General features: G+C 61.2%; 16 protein-coding genes. 12 read left to right on the plus strand and 4 right to left on the minus strand.

Annotated elements, in window-relative coordinates; all coding sequences use genetic code 11:
- Window positions 1–291 precede the first annotated feature (291 nt).
- The 9 genes from HU759_RS06440 (at window position 292) to HU759_RS06480 (ending at window position 10,570) form a co-directional block, all read left to right on the plus strand.
- Window positions 292–1,623 (plus strand): amidase, encoded by a 1,332-nt coding sequence (locus HU759_RS06440; RefSeq protein ID WP_170036342.1) that lies wholly within the window; start codon window positions 292–294, stop codon window positions 1,621–1,623.
- An 11-nt stretch (window positions 1,624–1,634) separates the two neighbouring features.
- Window positions 1,635–2,513: a polysaccharide deacetylase gene (locus HU759_RS06445; RefSeq protein ID WP_003234086.1), complete on the plus strand. Its 879-nt coding sequence runs from the start codon at window positions 1,635–1,637 to the stop codon at window positions 2,511–2,513.
- A 78-nt stretch (window positions 2,514–2,591) separates the two neighbouring features.
- Window positions 2,592–3,932: an MFS transporter gene (locus HU759_RS06450; RefSeq protein ID WP_065912690.1), complete on the plus strand. Its 1,341-nt coding sequence runs from the start codon at window positions 2,592–2,594 to the stop codon at window positions 3,930–3,932.
- 10 nt (window positions 3,933–3,942) lie between these two features.
- Entirely contained in the window at window positions 3,943–4,704 is a 762-nt protein-coding gene (locus HU759_RS06455) for an SDR family NAD(P)-dependent oxidoreductase (protein WP_176991327.1), read from the plus strand.
- A gap of 77 nt (window positions 4,705–4,781) precedes the next feature.
- The gene (locus tag HU759_RS06460) at window positions 4,782–5,531 is read left to right on the plus strand and encodes an SDR family NAD(P)-dependent oxidoreductase (protein ID WP_170036344.1); all 750 of its coding nucleotides are present in this window, start codon (window positions 4,782–4,784) and stop codon (window positions 5,529–5,531) included.
- Window positions 5,532–5,544: 13 nt separating this feature from the next.
- Window positions 5,545–5,841, plus strand: coding sequence for a hypothetical protein (locus HU759_RS06465; protein ID WP_186616785.1), 297 nt, complete (start codon window positions 5,545–5,547; stop codon window positions 5,839–5,841).
- Window positions 5,838–6,812 (plus strand): GTP-binding protein, encoded by a 975-nt coding sequence (locus tag HU759_RS06470; RefSeq protein WP_186616786.1) that lies wholly within the window; start codon window positions 5,838–5,840, stop codon window positions 6,810–6,812. Before HU759_RS06465 ends, HU759_RS06470 begins: the two co-directional genes overlap by 4 nt.
- Window positions 6,809–7,984 carry a PotD/PotF family extracellular solute-binding protein gene (locus tag HU759_RS06475; RefSeq protein WP_099548491.1) on the plus strand — a complete coding sequence of 392 codons (1,176 nt, stop codon included), beginning with the start codon at window positions 6,809–6,811 and terminating at the stop codon, window positions 7,982–7,984. Before HU759_RS06470 ends, HU759_RS06475 begins: the two co-directional genes overlap by 4 nt.
- Before the next feature lie 249 nt (window positions 7,985–8,233).
- Window positions 8,234–10,570: a GGDEF domain-containing protein gene (locus tag HU759_RS06480; protein ID WP_099548492.1), complete on the plus strand. Its 2,337-nt coding sequence runs from the start codon at window positions 8,234–8,236 to the stop codon at window positions 10,568–10,570.
- 163 nt (window positions 10,571–10,733) lie between these two features.
- Here the strand turns inward: HU759_RS06480 and HU759_RS06485 are convergent, their stop codons facing one another.
- On the minus strand, window positions 10,734–13,151 hold the full coding sequence (locus tag HU759_RS06485) for a glucose/quinate/shikimate family membrane-bound PQQ-dependent dehydrogenase (RefSeq protein WP_186616787.1): 2,418 nt from the start codon (window positions 13,149–13,151) through the stop codon (window positions 10,734–10,736).
- Between the two features lie 615 nt (window positions 13,152–13,766).
- Window positions 13,767–15,785, minus strand: a complete 2,019-nt coding sequence (locus HU759_RS06490; protein WP_099548494.1) for a TonB-dependent receptor — start codon at window positions 15,783–15,785, stop codon at window positions 13,767–13,769.
- Window positions 15,786–15,989: 204 nt separating this feature from the next.
- On the opposite strand from HU759_RS06490, the gene HU759_RS06495 reads away from it, so the two are divergent.
- Together HU759_RS06495 and HU759_RS06500 are read left to right on the plus strand one after the other, a co-directional pair.
- A complete protein-coding gene (locus HU759_RS06495) occupies window positions 15,990–16,223 on the plus strand; it encodes a VF530 family protein (protein ID WP_010212838.1) in 234 nt (77 codons plus the stop codon).
- A 4-nt stretch (window positions 16,224–16,227) separates the two neighbouring features.
- Window positions 16,228–16,854 (plus strand): Pr6Pr family membrane protein, encoded by a 627-nt coding sequence (locus HU759_RS06500; RefSeq protein WP_170036352.1) that lies wholly within the window; start codon window positions 16,228–16,230, stop codon window positions 16,852–16,854.
- Between the two features lie 105 nt (window positions 16,855–16,959).
- Here HU759_RS06500 and HU759_RS06505 read toward each other — a convergent pair whose 3' ends face one another.
- Both HU759_RS06505 and HU759_RS06510 read right to left on the minus strand, forming a co-directional pair.
- Window positions 16,960–17,727 carry a siderophore-interacting protein gene (locus HU759_RS06505; protein WP_169985302.1) on the minus strand — a complete coding sequence of 256 codons (768 nt, stop codon included), beginning with the start codon at window positions 17,725–17,727 and terminating at the stop codon, window positions 16,960–16,962.
- Window positions 17,724–18,233: a PadR family transcriptional regulator gene (locus HU759_RS06510; RefSeq protein WP_017136320.1), complete on the minus strand. Its 510-nt coding sequence runs from the start codon at window positions 18,231–18,233 to the stop codon at window positions 17,724–17,726. Before HU759_RS06510 ends, HU759_RS06505 begins: the two co-directional genes overlap by 4 nt.
- A gap of 483 nt (window positions 18,234–18,716) precedes the next feature.
- On the opposite strand from HU759_RS06510, the gene HU759_RS06515 reads away from it, so the two are divergent.
- Entirely contained in the window at window positions 18,717–19,217 is a 501-nt protein-coding gene (locus tag HU759_RS06515; protein WP_170036354.1) for a CS1 type fimbrial major subunit, read from the plus strand.
- The last annotated feature ends 66 nt before the right edge of the window (window positions 19,218–19,283 follow it).

The following is a 19,283-nucleotide window of genomic DNA, read 5'->3' on the forward strand; positions in this document are numbered from 1 at the left end:
TAGATGCACCTGTCACTCTGCGCTACAGCGGTGGCACTTTTTTGGGGCCGCCAAGAGAGAAACGTTACTTTTTGCACCAAAATGTATTTATTAATAAAAGATACATTATTTCAATTTGGGCCAGGCCATGCACGTGTGCCGATATTTTTTGCAGCCTGCAAAACCTTCTATCCCGCTGGTGTTGACGTTATGGCTTAGGAACACCACAACACGTCCAAAGAGACTGGCACGAAATCTGCCTTTGTAAAACGTACATTTTATTAATATGTACGTTTTGTGAGGGTCATCTTGATGTCAGACGCCACCTCAATGGCCCAAGCGTTCGCCAGCGGTCGCAACGACCCGGTGCAGGCACTGGAGCAGGCACTCGTCCACGCGAGCATGGCGCCCAGTGTCTTTATCTCCCTGACCGCCGAGCGCGCACGCCGTGAGGCCGAGGCTGCCGCCGCGCGCTGGCGTGCCGGGCAGCCTTTGAGCGCATTCGATGGCGTGCCACTGGCCTGGAAAGATTTGTTCGACGTGGCCGGCAGCATCACCACCGCAGGCGCCGCCTATCGCCGCAAGGCTGCGCCGGCCTTGGTCGATGCGCCCAGTGTCGGGCTGTTGTGCCGCGCCGGAATGGTCAGCCTGGGCAAGACCAATCTCAGTGAACTGGCGTATTCCGGCCTGGGCCTGAACCCGCATTTCGGCACGCCCCATAACCCCAATGGCAGCGATCAACCGCGCATTCCCGGCGGCTCGTCGTCGGGCTCGGCGGTCGCTGTGGCGGCGGGGATCGTGCCCATCGCCATGGGCACCGACACCGCCGGCTCGATCCGCATCCCCGCAGCGCTCAATGGTGTGGTGGGCTACCGCAGCAGCTGTCGGCGCTACAGCCGCGACGGCGTATTCCCGCTGGCGCACACCCTCGACAGCCTCGGCCCGCTGACCCGCAGCGTGCGCGATGCGCTGGCCATCGACGACCTGCTCAACGGCCGCACGCAACAGCACGTCGCCCGCAGCCTCAAGGGCCAGCACTTCGTCCTTGAGCAGGGCACGTTGGAAGACATCGAACCCGCCGTACGCAATAACCTGCTGCGCGCGGTGGACCAGCTCAAGGCTGCCGGTGCGCTGATCGAGGTGCGCGCGTCAGCCACCTTCCAGGCCACCCTCAACCTGATCAAGCAGGACGGCTGGCTCGGCTCATTCGAAGCCTTCGCCCTGCACGAAAACTTGTTGGACAGTTGCGATGCCGAGCAACTCGACCCGCGTGTACGTCGCCGCCTGGAGGCCGCGCGTGAATTGCCTGCCAGCCAATTACTGCACCTGATCGACGCGCGTCGCCGCTTGCAACTCCAACTGGTCGATGAACTCGACGGTGCCGTTCTCATTACCCCGACGGTCGCCCATGTCGCCCCGGCCCTTGCACCGCTGCAAGCCGATGACGAGCTGTTCGTCAAAACCAACCTCGCCACCCTGCGCCTGACCATGCCCGGCAGTTTGCTCGACATGCCTGGCGTCAGCCTGCCCAGCGGCCGTGATGCCCTGGGTTTACCCACCGGCCTGCTGCTCAGCGCCCCAAGCGGCGAAGACGCACGTCTGCTCAGGGCCGCACTGTCGGTCGAAACCACCCTGAATTTTTAAGGAGACATACCATGGCTAAAGACATTCTCTGTGCATTTGGCGTCGACGTAGACGCCGTCGCCGGCTGGCTCGGCTCCTACGGCGGTGAAGACTCGCCGGACGACATCTCTCGCGGCTTGTTCGCAGGTGAAATTGGCGCGCCGCGCCTGCTCAAACTGTTCGAACGCTACGGCCTGCGCACCACCTGGTTTATTCCCGGTCACTCAATGGAAACCTTCCCCGAGCAGATGAAAGCGGTGGCCGACGCCGGCCACGAAATCGGCGTGCACGGCTACAGCCACGAAAACCCGATCGCGATGACCGCCGAGCAGGAAGAAATCGTCCTCGATAAGTCGATCGAGCTGATCACCCAGGTCACCGGCAAACGCCCGACCGGTTATGTCGCACCCTGGTGGGAATTCAGCAAGGTCACTAACGAGTTGCTGCTGAAAAAAGGCATCAAGTACGACCACAGCCTGATGCACAACGACTTCCATCCGTACTACGTGCGCAAGGGCGACAGCTGGACCAAGATCGATTACAGCCAGCACCCGGATACCTGGATGAAACCTTTGGTGCGTGGCGAAGAAACCGACTTGGTGGAAATCCCGGCCAACTGGTACCTCGACGACCTGCCGCCGATGATGTTCATCAAAAAAGCCCCCAACAGCCACGGCTTCGTCAACCCGCGCCACCTGGAAGAGATGTGGCGCGACCAGTTCGACTGGGTTTACCGCGAACACGAACACGCGGTGTTCACCATGACCATCCACCCCGACGTGTCCGGCCGCCCGCAAGTGCTATTGATGCTCGAGCGCCTGATCGAACACATCCAGAGCCATGCCGGCGTGCGCTTCGTCACCTTCGACGAAATCGCCGACGACTTTATCCGCCGCCAACCGCGTACCTGATCTGAGTCATCCGTTACCTGTGGTTCAGGTTCCACCTTGGCTAGTCGGCATTTGCCCCAACCCTGCGAGGCGCGATTTATGTCCATCTACAACAAGCTTGACCTGACTGGCTGGAAACCCCGGCAACTGACGTCGCAAGAGGTGCGCTTTGCCACCTGGATCGCGTTTTTCGCCTGGGTGTTTGCGGTGTATGACTTCATCCTCTTCGGCACCTTGCTGCCGGAGATCGGCCGGCATTTTGGCTGGGGTGAAGTGGAGCAAGCTGAAATCGCAACATGGGTGGCGGTGGGCACAGCGGTGGTCGCCTTTGCGATTGGCCCGGTAGTGGACAAGTTGGGCCGGCGCAAAGGCATTATTTTTACCGTGGCAGGTTCCGCGCTGTGCTCGGCACTTACCGCGATTGGCGGTGCGTGGGGCAAGTCACCGCTGATTCTGATTCGTTCGCTGGGCGGCCTGGGCTATGCCGAGGAAACCGTCAATGCCACGTACCTGAGCGAGCTGTATGGCGCCTCGGAAGACCCACGACTGACCAAGCGCCGCGGGTTTATCTACAGCCTGGTGCAGGGCGGCTGGCCGGTGGGCGCGTTGATCGCTGCCGGGTTGACCGCGCTGTTGCTGCCGATTATCGGCTGGCAGGGGTGTTTCATTTTTGCAGCGATCCCGGCCGTCGTGATCGCGATCATGGCGCGCAAGCTCAAGGAGAGCCCGCAGTTCCAGATCCATCAGCGCATCAGCGAACTGCGTAAAAGCGGCGCGGTAAAAGAAGCGCAAAACGTCGCTGTGACTTACGGCGTCGACTACGACGAACACAGCAAGGCTGGCCTTAAAGCTGCCTTCCGTGGTCCGGCCCGGCGCGCCACGCTGGTAATCGGCGCCGCGCTGTTGCTCAACTGGGCGGCCATCCAGGTGTTCAGCGTGCTCGGCACCTCGGTGATCGTCAGCGTGCACCATATTTCGTTCGAGAACTCGCTGATCATCCTCGTGCTGTCGAACCTGGTGGGTTACTGCGGCTACCTGACCCACGGCTGGATGGGCGACAAGATCGGCCGCCGCAACGTGATCGGCCTGGGCTGGATGCTCGGTGGCCTGGCATTTGCCGGGATGCTGTTTGGCCCAAGCAACATGCCGATGGTGGTCGGGCTGTACAGCCTGGGCTTGTTCTTCCTGATCGGGCCTTACTCGGCGGCACTGTTCTTTATCAGTGAGAGTTTCCCCACCAGCATCCGCGCCACCGGCGGCGCGATCATCCATGCCATGGGCCCGATTGGTGCAGTGGTTGCAGGGTTTGGCGCCACCCAGGTGTTGTCCGCCGGCAGTGACTGGCAGACCGCCGCGCTGTGGTTCGGCGCGCTGCCGTGCTTCTTGTCCGGTGCGCTGATGTTTGCCGCACGCCATGTGCGTCCGGAAACCGTTCAGTAAGGAGTGTTAGATGAGCCGTAAAGTTGCCTTGATTACCGGTGCCGCCAGCGGCATTGGCCAAGCCCTCGCCGTGGCGTATGCGCGCAGCGGCGTGGCGGTGGTCGGCGGGTATTTCCCGGCCGATCCCCATGACCCGCATACCACCGTGGCCCTGGTGAAAGAAGCCGGAGGCGAATGCCTGATGTTGCCGCTGGACGTGGGTAATAGTGCCTCGGTAAACGCCCTGGCCGAGGCCGCCGTGCAGCACTTCGGCCGCCTCGATTACGCCGTGGCCAACGCCGGTTTGCTGCGCCGCGCGCCGTTGCTGGAGATGACCGATGAGCTGTGGGACGAGATGCTCAATATCGACCTCACGGGGGTGATGCGCACCTTCCGCGCTGCAAGCCGGCATATGAAAGAGGGCGGCGCGCTGGTGGCGATTTCATCGATTGCCGGCGGTGTGTATGGCTGGCAGGAACACAGCCATTACGCGGCGGCAAAAGCCGGCGTGCCGGGGTTGTGCCGTTCGCTGGCGGTGGAGTTGGCGGCGTTGGGGATTCGTTGCAATGCGGTGATTCCGGGGTTGATCGAGACGCCGCAGTCGTTGGATGCGAAGAATTCTTTGGGGCCGGAAGGCTTGGCCAAGGCCGCCCGGGCAATTCCGTTGGGCCGGGTAGGGCGGGCGGATGAGGTAGCGTCGCTGGTACAGTTTTTGACCAGTGAGGCGTCGAGCTACCTCACAGGCCAAAGCATCGTCATCGACGGTGGTTTAACTGTGCGCTGGCCCGACTGACGGTACTCGATCTAAACATGTGGGAGCAGGCAAGCCAGCTCTCACAGGAGACCGTGTTTGCCTTAGGAGATTTGTGTATGTCTCAATTGAACAACCGCCGCGCCGTGATCACCGGCGCCGGCAGCGGCATCGGTGCCGCCATCGCCCGTGCCTACGCCGCTGAAGGCGCACGCCTGCTGCTGGCCGACCGCAACGCCGTCAGCCTCGCCGAAACCGCGATCACCTGCCGCAACCTCGGCGCCGAGGTGGTCGAGTGCCTGGCCGATGTCGGCAGCGTTGAAGGCGCCCAGGCCAGTGTCGACCGCTGCGTCGAGCACTTCGGCGGCATCGATATTCTGGTCAACAATGCCGGCATGCTCACCCAGGCACGCTGCGTCGACCTCTCCATCGAAATGTGGAACGACATGCTGCGCGTCGACCTCACCAGTGTATTTGTCGCCAGTCAGCGCGCCTTGCCGCACATGCTGGCGCAGCGTTGGGGCCGCATCATCAATGTGGCCTCGCAACTGGGTATCAAGGGCGGCGCCGAGTTGACCCACTACGCCGCGGCCAAGGCTGGGGTGATCGGCTTCACCAAATCCCTGGCGCTGGAAGTGGCCAAGGACAACGTGCTGGTCAATGCCATTGCACCCGGCCCGATCGAGACGCCGTTGGTGGGCGGCATCAGCGAAGACTGGAAACGCGCCAAAGCTGCCGAGTTGCCCCTGGGCCGCTTTGGCCTGGCCGATGAAGTGGCGCCGACCGCTGTACTGCTTGCCAGCGAGCCGGGAGGCAACCTGTTTGTCGGCCAGACACTCGGCCCGAATTCCGGCGATGTCATGCCATGAGTGAGGTGTAGGCATGTGCGGACTCTGCGGCTTGCTCGGCGAAGACTTGCACTGGAGCGACCCCTTGGGCGATGAACTGCCCAGGCGCCGTGAGCGTCTGCGCCGCATTGCGGCGATCAATCAAGTGCTGGCGCTGTTCCGACTCAAGGTCGAAGACTTCCAGGGTGCGTCCTACCTGTTGTTGGGCGCGACCGGCAAACAGGCATTGGCCAGTGGCCTGGATCAACTGTGGCAGGCGGCGGAGACCATGCTCGGGCGCCCGCTGGACCCGCTGGACCCGCGTTTGCTCGATCATCTGGAGTCGTCATGAGCATCGCCCTTAATGTCATCACCGGCTTTCTCGGCAGCGGTAAAACCACCTTGCTCAAGCGTTTGCTGCAAGGCGAAAGCCTCGGTGATACCGCCCTCTTGATCAATGAATTCGGTGATATCGGCATCGACCATCTGTTGGTGGAAGAGGTCGCGCCAGACACCGTGTTGCTGCCCAGCGGCTGTGTGTGCTGCTCGATTCGCGGCGAGTTGAAAGACGCGCTGCTTGGCCTGTTGCAACGCCGTGAGCGCGGTGAGATCCCGGCGTTCAAGCGCGTGATCCTGGAAACCACCGGTCTGGCCGACCCGGCGCCGATCCTCGCCACCCTGAATAACGATGTGCAACTGCGTGGGCGTTTTCATATTGGCCTGGTGATCACCTTGGTGGATGCCAGCCACGCCCAATTGCAAGAGCGCCTGCACCCGGAATGGCTGGCCCAGGTGGCGGCGGCGGATCGTTTGCTACTGAGCAAAACCGACCTGGCCGGCGATTGCACCGCGCTACGGGCGCACTTGCGGGCATTGAATGCCGGCACGCCAATCCTCGATACCCATGCGGTTCACAGCGGCGACCAACTGTTGCTCGGTGAGGGGTTGCGCAGCGCCGAGCCCGCGGTTGAAGTCAGCCGCTGGCAACTGCACCACACCACCACGGCGAGCCACGGCGCTGCCCAAGTCTGCTGCCTGACCTTTGAGCAGCCGCTGGATTGGGTGGGCTTCGGGGTGTGGTTGTCGATGCTGTTAAGATGCCACGGCGAACGAATCCTTCGCGTCAAAGGACTGCTTAACGTGAACGCAAGCTCGGCCCCCATTGTTATCCATGGCGTGCAGCATTGCCTGCATGCTCCGGTGCATTTGCCTGCATGGCCAGGCACCGACCGCCAGTCACGCCTGGTGTTTATCCTGCGCGGTCTCGACCCGGCGTTGTTGCAGCGCTCCTTTGACGTGTTCTCACGGCGGTTCGCGGCATGATCACATTGCGTGTCCTCGGTACTTCCGTGACCTTGCTGGAATGCCTGCGCGTGCGCGCCGAGCAAGAGCTGGGCATTCGCCTGGTGTACCAGGTACACGATGTGGAGCAGGCCCAGCGCATTGCGGTGATGCAACCCGAGAGTTACGACCTGTACGACCAGTGGTTTCACAACGTCGACTTCGTATGGCCGGCGCGGGCGATCCAGCCCATCGACACACGGCGTATTGCGTTGTGGCATGAGATCAATGACCTGCCCAAGCGCGGCCGGCTGTCGGCCAGCGACCGCCTGGGCAGCGGCAGCGTGCCCAGTGAGCGCCTGTTCGTGCAGCACGACGGCAGCCTCGGCAGCACGGTGACCGAGCGCATCAGCATGCTGCCGCTGACCCACAACGCCGATAGTTTTGCCTACCGCCCCGAGCGTTTGCCCGATGGCTTCAGCCACGGCAATGAAAGCTGGGGCTGGCTGCTCGACCCGGCCTGGCGCGCGCGTACCGCGTTGCAAAGTGACGCGGCGATTGGCGCGCTGGATGCCGCGCTGGCCGTGCAAGGCGCGGGGCTGGCGCAGTTCAAGGACATCGGCAACATGAGCATCGAAGAGATCGATGTGCTGGCCGACATCCTGGTGCGCAAGCAGAAGGAAGGGCACTTCGCCGCGTTCTGGTCCGATGATGAAGAAGCCGCGCAGTTGATGCTCAGCCCAAGCATCGATATCCAGAGCCTGTGGTCGCCGACCTTGATGCGCCTGCACCGTGCGGGGGTGAAGTACCGGTTGGCGGTGCCGCGTGAAGGCTATCGCGCCTGGTTTGGCGGCTTGTCGTTGTCACGCCATGCCCAAGGCCCGGTGTTGGATGCGGCGTATGCCTATCTCAATTGGTGGTTGTCCGGCTGGCCGGGCGCGGTGATGGCGCGCCAGGGTTACTACATCGGCAACCCGGCGCGCACCCGCGACCATTTGAGCAGCGCCGAGTGGGATTACTGGTACGCGGGCCTTCCTGCCCGCGAGGAGTTGCCGGGCAGCGATGGGTTGCCGTTGATCGACATCGGTGACGTGCGCGATGGCGGTTCCTACGAGCAACGCATGGGGCATATCGCGGTGTGGAACTCGGTGATGGATGAGCACAACTACCTGGTGCGCCGTTGGGGGGACTTTATGCGCGCGCGCAGCGTTTAAGCCGGATCTTTCCCACGCTCCGCGTGGGAGTGCCGCCCCAGACGCTACGCACGCCTTTACCGCCAATAAAATGACATTCAAGTCCCCGCTCCAATTGGGTGTACTTATCCCAAGTCCCAGCTAATCTGCTAAAACCAAATATTCAGTTTAAATGGATGTTTTTTTGACGCCAGATCAGCTTCGTCAGGGATGCGTATGACCAAGGAACCCAGTGGCACAGAGAGGCGAACGCGGCCGCAGGGTTCGGCCATGCAGTGGCGCCACACGTTCCAGACCCGTATCGCCGGGGTGCTGGCGCTGTTGTTGCTGGTGGTGGTGGCGGCCACTTACTTTGCGGTCAAGGCTGCTACCACTCGTGCCGTGGAGAACCAGGCCCAGGTTCAGCTCAGTACCGGCATCCAGGTCTTTGAGCGCCTGTTGGACCTGCGCGGGCGTCGCCTGCAATACGGCCTGGACTGGCTGACGGCGGACGGCCCTTTCAAACACGCAGTGATCGACGCCAAGGCTGATTCGATCCTGACTGCGCTGCGCCGGCATGGCACCGGTATCCACTCCACCGAGGTGTTTGTCCTCGACCTGGATGGCAAGGTGATGATCAGCACCTTGCCGGTGTTGGTACAGGGCGCGGTGTTTCCTTATGAGCAGGCCTTGCGCCATGCGCGGCGCAGTGGCCAGCAAATGTTCATCGTCGCCATGGACGGGCAGCCGTATTTGCTGGTGCAGGATGAAGTACTCGACCCGGAGCCCATTGCCCGCGTGGTCATGGGTTTCCCCATGGACAAGTTGTTCGCCAATGAATTGCGCTCCATGAGCAACCTTGAAGTGTCGTTCCTTGGTGAGCAGGACGGCCTTGTCGGCCAGTTGTTCAGCACCCAGCCTGAAGCCTATCAAGACACCGTCATCAGCCTGATGCGCGAAAGCCCTCCCAACCCTGAGGCGCAGATCAATGTGTTTCACGGGCAACGTGCACTGAGCCAGGTGCTGCCGCTGGCCAACACCGGCGATGGCGATCAAGTACGCGTGTTGCTGCAAAGCCCGCTGGACCATGCGCTGGAATCCTTTGCGCCGCTGGACCGGCAGTTCCTCGGGATTGCCCTGGCGGTGCTGCTGGTGTCATTGGCGGCGGCGTTGTTGCTGGCGCGCCGTGTGTCGCGCCCGCTCACTGCCTTGGTGGAGGCCGCTGAACGCATTGGCGCCGGTGACTACCGCACGCCAGTGCGGGTGCGCAGTCATGACGAATTCGGCTTGCTGGCCCGCGCCTTCAACGCCATGCAAAGCGGCATCGCTGTGCGCGAGCGGCAACTGGCGCATAACGCCTTGCATGATCCGCTCACCGGCTTACCCAACCGCGCCTTGGCCATGGAGCGCCTGGGCAGTGCGATCAGTGCGCGGCGGCCAGTTGTGTTGCTGTACGTGGGGATCGAAAACTACCGGGTGATCAACGAAGGGTTTGGCCCTCAGGGCGTCGAAGAAATGCTGCGTGAAGCCAGCCGGTGTTTGTCCATGAGCCTGTTGGCCAGCGACACCGCGGCGCGCATCGCCGGCAGTGAGTTCCTGCTGTTGCTGGAAAACACCGAGATCGACCGCGCCGTGGCCCGCGCCGATCGCCTTTACGGGCTGCTTACCGAACCCCAGCGTATCGGCAATGACGAAGTGCGCCATGAAGTCAGCATCGGCATCGCCGCGTACCCCACCGACGGCCAACAGGTCGAAGAGTTGATCAGCCGCGCGGCCATTGCCCGGCATGATGCGGCGAGCCTGCCTGGGCATTTGCAGATCTACCAGCAAGACCGCGACCTTGCACACCAGCGCCAGATCACCCTGATCCGCGACCTGCGCCGGGCGGTGGTCGAGGGCGAATTGTTCCTGTGTTACCAGCCCAAGCTCGACCTCAGGCACGGCCATGTGCGTCAGGCAGAAGCCTTGCTGCGCTGGCAGCATCCGACCCTTGGGCAGGTGTCGCCCACCGAATTCATTCCATTGGCCGAGCGCACCGGCAGCATGGGCAGCCTGACCTTGTGGGCAATCGAGGAAGCCATCCGCCAAATGGCCGAGTGGGCGCAACGGGGGTTGCACCTGCAACTCTCGGTCAATATCTCGGTGGATGATTTGGCTGATGATGACTTGGCCATACGCGTCACCGCCTTGTTGATGCAGTACAAGGTCTCGGCCGACCAACTGATTTTCGAGATCACCGAAAGCGCGATCATGCATAACCCGCAACAGGCCCTCAGTGTGCTGGAGCAACTGCGTGGCTGCGGCATCAGCCTGTCGGTGGATGACTTCGGCACAGGCTATTCATCGCTGGCGCAATTGCAGCGTTTGCCGGTGCAGGAATTGAAGATCGACCAGTCGTTTATCCGCAACCTCGACAGCGCCAGTGGCGACGGTGTGATCGTGCGTTCGACCATTGAAATGAGCCACAACCTGGGGCTCAAGGTGGTGGCAGAGGGCGTGGAGTTTGAGCCCAGCTTGAAGTTGCTCAGGCAGTGGAAGTGCGACACGGCGCAGGGGTACTTGATCAGTCGGCCGTTGAATGCCATGGCATTTGAGATGTGGATGCGGCGCGAGCGGATGGTGTTGTAAATCGTGATCTCCAGGCATTCCTGTGGGAGCTGGCTTGCCTGCGATGGCGGTTGGGCAGACGACCTGAGTGTTGAAGCCGTGCTCGGTCAAAATGGTTTCCAGCAGGGCATAAAAAAGGCGGCTACCCATCAGGTAGCCGCCTTTGTTTTACCGCCGGTTCAGCTTAATCCGGCAGTTTGAACGCCATCACATAGTCACCCTGTTTGGTGCCCAGCGAGCCGTGACCGCCGGCCATGACCAGCACGTACTGCTTGCCGTCCTTGCCGGTGTAAGTCATCGGTGTGGTCTGCGCGCCTGCAGGCAGGCGGCCTTCCCACAGTTGCTTGCCGTTTTTCACGTCATAGGCACGCAGGTACTGGTCGAGGGTGCCGCTGAGGAACGCGACGCCACCGGCGGTGGTGAACGTACCGCCCAGGCTAGGCACGCCCATGGTCAGCGGGATCGGAACCGGCGAGCTGTCGCGCACGGTGCCGTTCTTGTGCATCCAGATGGTCTGGTGGTTGGTCAGATCGACCGCCGCCACATAACCCCACGCTGGCGCCTGGCACGGCAGGCCCAAAGGCGACAGCAGTGCTTCGAGGATCACGCCATACGGCGCGCCTTTGTTCGGCTGCACACCTTCGGTTTCGCTGACGCGTGGGCCTTGCTTGGCAATGTCGGCCGCCGGGATCAGTTTCGATTTGAACGCCATGTAGCTCGGGTTCACGAAAGCGATCTGGCGAACCGGGTCAACCGAGATGCCGCCCCAGTCGAACACGCCGAAGTTACCCGGGTAAACGATCGAGCCTTGCAGCGATGGCGGGGTGAATGGGCCGTCGTAGCGCATGGATTTGAAATCGATACGGCACAGCATCTGGTCAAACGGGGTCACGCCCCACATGTCGCGTTCTTTCAACGGCGGCGGCATGAAGTTGAGGTCGGACTTCGGCTGGGTCGGCGAGGTGTGATCACCGGCCACTGCGCCTTGCGGTACAGGGATTTCGTTGATCGGCACCACCGGCTTGCCGTTGCTGCGGTCCAGCACGTAGATGCTGCCTTGCTTGGTCGAGGCCATGACTGCTGGCTTGACGCCGTCAGCGGTCTTGATGTCGATCAGCGAAGGCTGGCCGCCCACGTCCATGTCCCACAGGTCATGGTGAGTGAACTGGAAGGTCCACTTCACGTGGCCGCTGTCGATGTCCAGAGCGGTCAGGCCGGCGCTGTATTTTTCCGAGTCTTCGGTACGGTCGCCGCCGTATTGGTCAGGCATCTGGTTGCCCATCGGCAGGTAGAGCATGCCGAGTTTTTCATCGACGCTGAACATGGACCACATGTTCGGCGAGTTGCGGGTGTAAGTCTTGCCCTCGGCCAACGGCGTGGTGTCGTCCGGGTTGCCGCTGTCCCAGTTCCACACCAGTTTGCCGGTGTGTACGTCGAACGCGCGGATCACGCCGCTAGGCTCGTCGGTGGAGACGTTGTCGGTCACGTGACCGCCGATCACGACCAGGTTCTTGGTCACGGCCGGTGGCGAGGTGGAGTAGTAACCGCCTGGAGCGAAGCTGCCGATGTTGGCACGCAGGTCGACCTGGCCTTTGTCACCGAAGTCTTCGCACATCTTGCCGGTGTCGGCGTCGAGCGCGATCAGACGGGTGTCGGCAGTCGGCACGAAGATGCGTTTAGGGCAGACAGCGCTGACAGGTGCAGTGCTGGCGCTGCCGGTAGGGCTTTGCGCGGAAGCGTAGACGGCGTCATCGTGATACGACACGCCACGGCAGGTCATGTGCGCCCAACCTTTGAAGTTCGCGGCACCCTGGCTGCTGATCTTCGGGTCGAAACGCCAGATTTCCTTGCCGGTGTCCGGGTCCAGGGCAATCACCTGGCTGTGCGGCGTGCACACATAGAGCATGCCGTTGACTTTCAGCGGGGTGTTTTCTGCGGTGGTTTCACCGGGATCGCCTGGGCCAGGGATGTCACCGGTGCGATAGGTCCACGCCGGCACCAGCTTGTGGGCGTTTTCCGGGGTGATCTGCGCCAGAGGCGAGTAACGATCACCGAAGGCCGAGCGGCCATAGGAATTCCAGTCGCCATCAGCCTGGGCCGGTGCAGTGCTGGCCATGCCAGGCGCGGCGTCGCGGTCCAGTTGGCCGGTCTTGACCATCTCACCCGGGTTGGTGAATTGGCTGGCCAGGGCCGCAGCGCCCGCCAGCACCACGGCTACGCTCAGCGCGCCAGTGCCCAGCGGCGCAGGTTGGCCACGCAGCAACGGACGGCGAAACCACGGCAGCAGCAGGACGATGCCCAAGGCGAACAGCAGGGCCAGGCGCGGCACCAATTGCCACCAGTCCAGGCCGACTTCCCACAGTGCCCACACGGTACTGGCGAACAGCACCAGTGCGTACAGGCCCAGCGCTGCGCGGCGGGTGGCCAGCAGCAACACGCCGGTGAGGGCGATGCCGATACCGGCCAGCAGGTAGTACAGCGACCCGCCGAGCATGCTCAGCTTGACGCCGCCAGCCAGCAAGGCCAGCCCCATGATCAGCAGCAAGACGCCTAGCAGCCTGGGCAGCAGGCGGCTTGGGCTTGAAGCACCATCAGTGCTCATAGTGTGTTTCTCCGTGACGTTGGAATTATGTAACCCCGTGCTTCACTGTAGATGACGATTCGGCGCGGGCTTGGTTCAGCGTTAAATTGGGTTTTTCTGGGGATAAGTCGGTTATCCACAGGCGGGCGATTGAACCCCACGCGCGGGTCGGTTTAAGACAGCGCTGTCTTTAAGGCAGGGAATATTCGGCAAGATGGGATCGACCGCAGGCGTGAAACGTTTCAGTTTGTTGCGGCAAGGATAAAGCGCCTTCTCATTTTGAGAAAGCGTAATTAGAGAGATGCATCATTTCAGATCTGGTAACAGTGACAGAACGTCGCTGCAGGAATGCCTGTAAAGCCTGGCTTCTGTGGGAGCTGGCTTGCCTGCGATAGCAGTTGTGGCGAGCAGGCTTGTCCTGCGTTGGGGCGCGAAGCGGCCCCGGTAAAGGCACTGTAACTTTCCTGAAGGAACTCAGCGTCTGGGTCTGGGGGCTGCTTCGCAACCCAACGCAGGACAAGCCTGCTCGCCACAGGAGAAATTGGCAGCCTTAAAAAGTGTGTAGATACCTATGGCTATCGCGGGCAAGCCCGGCTCCCACAGAAGCCGGCTGCCACAGGGGATTTGTGCTGCTGTTTAGAAGGTGGTGCGCACGCCGAACTGTACGCTGCGCCCAGGCGCCGGGGCGATATCGCGCAGGATCGAACTGGCATAGCGCACGGTCTGGTTGGTGAGGTTTTCGCCATTGACGAACGCCAACCACTGGCTGCCACCCACATTGAAGTGATAACCGGCGCTGGCGCCCAAGGTGGTGTAGCCGTCGGTGCCGCTTTCGTTATCCGGCACACGCCCTTGGCCCGCTGCGTGTTCCACGTCGATCCGCGCCTGCCAGCGGTCCAGTTCCCACAGTAAGCCGCTGTTCAAGCGCAGAGGCGCAATACGCGGCAAGGCTTCGCCCGTGTCCAGGTTGGTGGCGCGGGTGTAATCGCCCGACAGCTCCAGGGCGAACTTGCCGTAGGCGCTTTCGCCCAACTTCCAGTGATCCTGGGCTTCGAAGCCGGCGAAACGTGCGCGCACACCGGAATATTTGTATTCCGGGATACCGCCCGCGTCTTCTTCGCCTTCATCGTTCAGCGTGCGCCCTGTGCCCAGCAAGCCGATGTAGTTGGAGAAGCGGCTGTAGAACACGCCGAAACTGCCTTTGTGCGTGCCGTTGTCAAAGCGCAGTGCCAGGTCGCTGGACACGGCTTTCTCTTTCTTCAGGTTGGCGTCACCCAACTCGTAAGTGCCGGTGGCGACGTGGGCGCCGTTGGCGTACAGCTCGTAGAAAGTCGGTGCGCGCTCGGTGTAGCCCAGTGTCGCGGCCAGCGACCAGACCGGCGTGAGGCTGTATACCGCGCCGGACGACAGGCTGCCGGCGGTAAAGTCATTGGATTTATCGGCACCGGCAAAGCGCGCATTACCCTTGGCATTCGGGTCGACATTGGTGTGTTCCACACGCCCGCCAAGGCTGAGCTTGAGACGCTCGGTGGCCTGCATCTCTTCGAGAATAAACAGCGCGCCGGCGTTGGTGTCGGTCTGCGGTACAAAGGCCTCTTCACCCAGTGCCGAGAACTCATTGCGCGTCACTTGGGCGCCGACCACACCCTCGAACGGGCCGAGCGGCTGGTGGCGCGCTTCAACGCGGGCTTCATAGCCCTTGTTCTTGAAAATGGTGCCGGTTTCGCCGCCTTCGATTTCACGGTGCTCGTAATCGGTGTAGCCCGCGTCAAGTTTCACCGAGCTAAACGGGCCTTGCAGGTTGCGGATCTCGGACGCAAAGGCGTAGTGATCCTGCTTCATGCGGATGCGCACATCTTGCTCGGCGGGTGAACCGTAGTTGCTGTCATAGTTGCTGTAGGACAGCCCGGCATAACCGTCGTCCCAAGTGTAGGAACCGCCGACCGCGCCGCCATCCTGACGCCCGTCGCTGTTGCCCAGTCGACCATTTTTGCCGGGGCCATCCTCGGTCTCCGGGGCATGGCGGCTGCGGGCCTGGCCTGGGATTTTGAGGTCGTTGAATTCCCGCGCGTTCGCGTCCAGGTGCAAGGCGAAGGTGCCGTTGCCGGCTTCCAGTTTACCGGCGCTGCTGCGGGTGGTGTCGGCGCCGCCGTAGCGCAGTTCACCGGCACCGTGGATGCCTTCGATGGCTTCTGTGGGAATGCGGTTGTCGAAGGTGTTGACCACACCACCGATGGCGCTGCCGCCGTAGAGCAAGGCTGCCGGGCCACGTACGATTTCGATGCGGTCGACGTTGATCGGGTCCAGGGGCACGGCGTGGTCATAGGACAGCGACGAGGCATCCAGTGCACCCACGCCGTTGCGCAGGATGCGAATGCGGTCGCCATCCTGGCCACGAATGATCGGGCGGCTGGCGCCTGGGCCAAAGTACGACGACGACACGCCTGGCTGCTTATTCAGGGTTTCGCCGAGGCTGCCTTTTTGTTGCAGGGTCAGGTCATCGCCTTCCAGCACCGTGGTGGGCGAGGCGAGTTGTTCGCTGCCCAAGGGGTTGCCGGTAATGACTTGGGGTTGCAGTTCCAGGGCGTGGGCTTCGGAGCCGATCAACAGGGCGGCGGCAAGCGGGGTCAAGCGCCACAGAGTAGAGAGGGACATCAAACATTCCTTGGTAAAAGGCACAGAAAAGAGAAGGCTTAAAACGGTATCGATCTTGATAAGTATCGTTACAATATAACATCACTTTTTTGCCTGAAAAGGGGAACTTTTTTCCAGGGGCTATATTCAATGCAGTGCTTCCACCTCTACGCCCCGTCGGCTAAGGTGCGCGGCTGTGTTTCCTCTTTTTGCAAAAGGCCTGGCATGACCGCGACAAGCAACGACCCACTTCACGGCGTGACCCTGCAGCACGTGCTCACCACTTTGGTGGAACACTACGAATGGAGCGGTCTGGCCGAACGCATTGATGTGCGCTGTTTCAAGAGCGACCCCAGCATCAAGTCGAGCCTGACCTTCCTGCGCAAAACGCCGTGGGCGCGGGAGAAAGTCGAAGGTTTGTACGTCAAGCTGATGCGTACCAAACGCCCGCTGGATTGAGGCCATGAAGCGGTATGTGGCCACGGCGGCGCTGGCTGGCTGGACAGGGCTGGCGATTCAGCAATACTTGATTTTCTATTCGCGCTGGGAGGCCGGCGCGAGCCTGTTGGGCGGGCTGATCAACTTTTTCAGTTTCTTCACGGTGCTGACCAACACCCTGGTGGTCGTGGTGTTGAGCTATGCGCTGGTCAATCGCGAGTCGGCGGCAAAACGTTTCTTCCTGGCGCCCGCTGTCAGTAGCGGTATTGCCGCGAGCATCGTGGTCGTGAGCCTGGCCTACAACCTGTTGCTCCGACATTTGTGGAGCCCCACCGGCTTTCAATTTATCGCCGACGAGTTGTTGCACGACGTGATGCCGCTGCTGTTCGTGATCTATTGGTGGCGGTGTGTGCCCAAGGGCACGTTGCACTTCAAGCACATTGGCGGGTGGGTGATTTACCCGCTGGTGTACTTCGGCTATGTGCTGCTGCGCGGGCATTTGCTGGGGCAGTATCAGTACCCGTTCATCGATGTGGACAGCCTCGGTTATCCACAGGTGTTTGTGAATGCCGGGGGGATTTTGGCGGGGTTTGTTGGGATTGCGTTGGCGGTGGTGGGGTTGGACAAAATCTTGAAGACACCGGCGAACTAATGTGGGAGCTGGCTTGCCTGCGATTCAGGCACCTCGGTACATCAGGTACACCGAGTTGCTGTCATCGCAGGCAAGCCAGCTCCCACAGTTGAATCGCGTCAGTTTTTATTCTTCTTCGCTGCCCTCGGCACGCCAGTAACCCACGGCCTTGAGGAACTCCTCATTGACCTGGTGCGTGTCCAGCAACACGCGGCGCAGCTGGCGCGACAGTTTGGTTTCCGTCGCGACAAAGCTGTACAGCGAACCGCCCGGCAGGGTCAGGTTGCGCACCGTCTCCAGCAGGTCGTCGTGGCCGCGCACCACCCAAATCACCTCTACATCGGCAGCGCTGTTCAGTGGCTGCTGTTCGGCGCTATTGGCGATTTCAATCACCGTCAACACCTTGCGCCCGGCCGGCAATTCTTCCAGGCGACGGGCGATGGCCGGGATCGCGGTTTCATCACCAATCAGCAAATAGCTGTCGAAGATGTCCGGCACGATCATCGAGCCGCGCGGCCCGCCGATGTACAGGTGCTGGCCAACCTGCACCTGTTCGGCCCAGGTAGAGGCTGGGCCATCGCCGTGCAGCACGAAGTCGATATCCAGCTCGCCGATGCTCAGGTCGAAGCGCCGTGGCGTGTAGTCGCGCATGGCCGGTTGCGGGCCGTCGCCCTTGATGTTGAAGGTCGGGCTTTCCAGCGCAGCCTGCTCGGCGGCGTTTTGCGGGAACAGCAGTTTGATGTGGTCGTCACTGCCCAGGCTGATAAAACCGGCCAGCTCCGGCCCGCCCAAGGTGACGCGGCGCATGCGTGGGGTGATGTCGACCACCCGCAGCACTTGCAGGCGGCGGCGTTTGATTTCGTGGGTAACGCGATGGATAGCTTGAGTATTCATTGGTTTTTCCCGTCGGCAATGGCTTGAGCGGTGCCGTTGAGCAGCGCCGCGACACGAACGATTTCTTCCGGGCTCCAGCGCCCGTGGTGCGAATGCAAGGCGTGGCGCAGGTTATGCACCGCCTCGTGAATCTCGGGTGGGCGGTCGTGGCCACGCAGCGAGCGCTTGCTGACATCAATGCGCATGCGCACGCCTTCCAGGGCAACGGCTTGCTCGCTTAAGAAGAGACGACCGGCGTCGGTGATTGTGTAGCGTTTTTTTCCATTCTCGGCGTCGCCGCTGATCAACTCGCTCTCTTCCAGAAAGGTCAGCGTGGGGTAGATCACTCCGGGGCTGGGGCTGTAGGCGCCGTCGAACAGGCTTTCGATCTGGCGGATCAGGTCATAGCCATGGCAGGGCTGCTCGGCGATCAAGGCCGGTAGCAGCAGTTTCAGGTCGCCAGGGGCAAATACCCGAGGGCCGCGGCCGCCGCGTTTTTCAAATTCACTGCGATGCTCGTGTCGCATGGTCTGTCCTCCGTCCTATTTAGATATAACTTAAGATATATCTTATGGTGACGGTAGCCCGAGACGACCAACGGTCGTGAGCAGCGTCAAGCCGCTCACGTTCGAGGGGCATGGACGATAAAAGTATTTAGAGTTATAACTTTAATTAGAGTTTGTGCTCGAACAGGCGCGTTAACAGGTTGCTCTTTATAGCAGCGCTTGTGCGTGTAGTATTGCTCTTACAGCCCCTTCCCGTTATGACACTTATGTTCAAGTAGGCTGATTCTTACGACTATTTTTAAAGTTTTGGCAAAGTGCCATACTTTTCGTTCGCCCCTTGTTTCTAAAGGCTACTAGGCCGTGGGAAGCGACCTGCATACCGGTTGTTGATTTGAATTGATCATTGCTTGGCGTTGTGCGGTTCAACTAACCGTCTGCGTTATTCGTTGTTGAGAAGTTGCTTGGCGACGAATCAATCAATGTTGATAACTACAGGTATTGATCATGTTCAAGAAGTTTGCTGTCGCTGTTCCCCTGGCTGTTCTGGCACTGTCTTCCTCGGTAACAGCTACTGCTGCCGGTGAAGCCCGCCACACCGTCAATGTCCAGGCAAACATCCCGACCACCGTGTTCCACGCACAACCGCGTGATCCGAACTGGGGTCGTGACGAAACCATGACCTACAACCTGGTCAGCGGTGAGCTTGCTTCGTTGAGGGCCACCTACGACGTCAAGAACACCAACGGTTCGGTTGCTGCCTACATCGAAGGTGGCCCGGCCGTACTGTTCAACGGTGATGCCGCGCAAAACATCCCGGTCACCACCACCTTCAATGGTGTGATCTTGAGCGGCAGCCCTCAGGAAGTGGTCAACGAAGCCGACTCCACCCCGGGTATAGGGGCGGAAATGCACATCGCCGCGGCCAAGCCTACGGCCACTCAGCGTGGCTCCTACACAACCACGATCCCGGTAGTGTTCGACGCGGTACTGCCAGTCACCCCATAAGGCCAATGCGTGCTCGTTAACCACGGGCATCTGCTTGCAGGTCGGCTGACTTCCCTCCTCGGTCCG

This window comes from Pseudomonas sp. OE 28.3, assembly GCF_014268205.2.
GTDB classification, from domain to species: Bacteria; Pseudomonadota; Gammaproteobacteria; order Pseudomonadales; family Pseudomonadaceae; genus Aquipseudomonas; species Aquipseudomonas edaphica.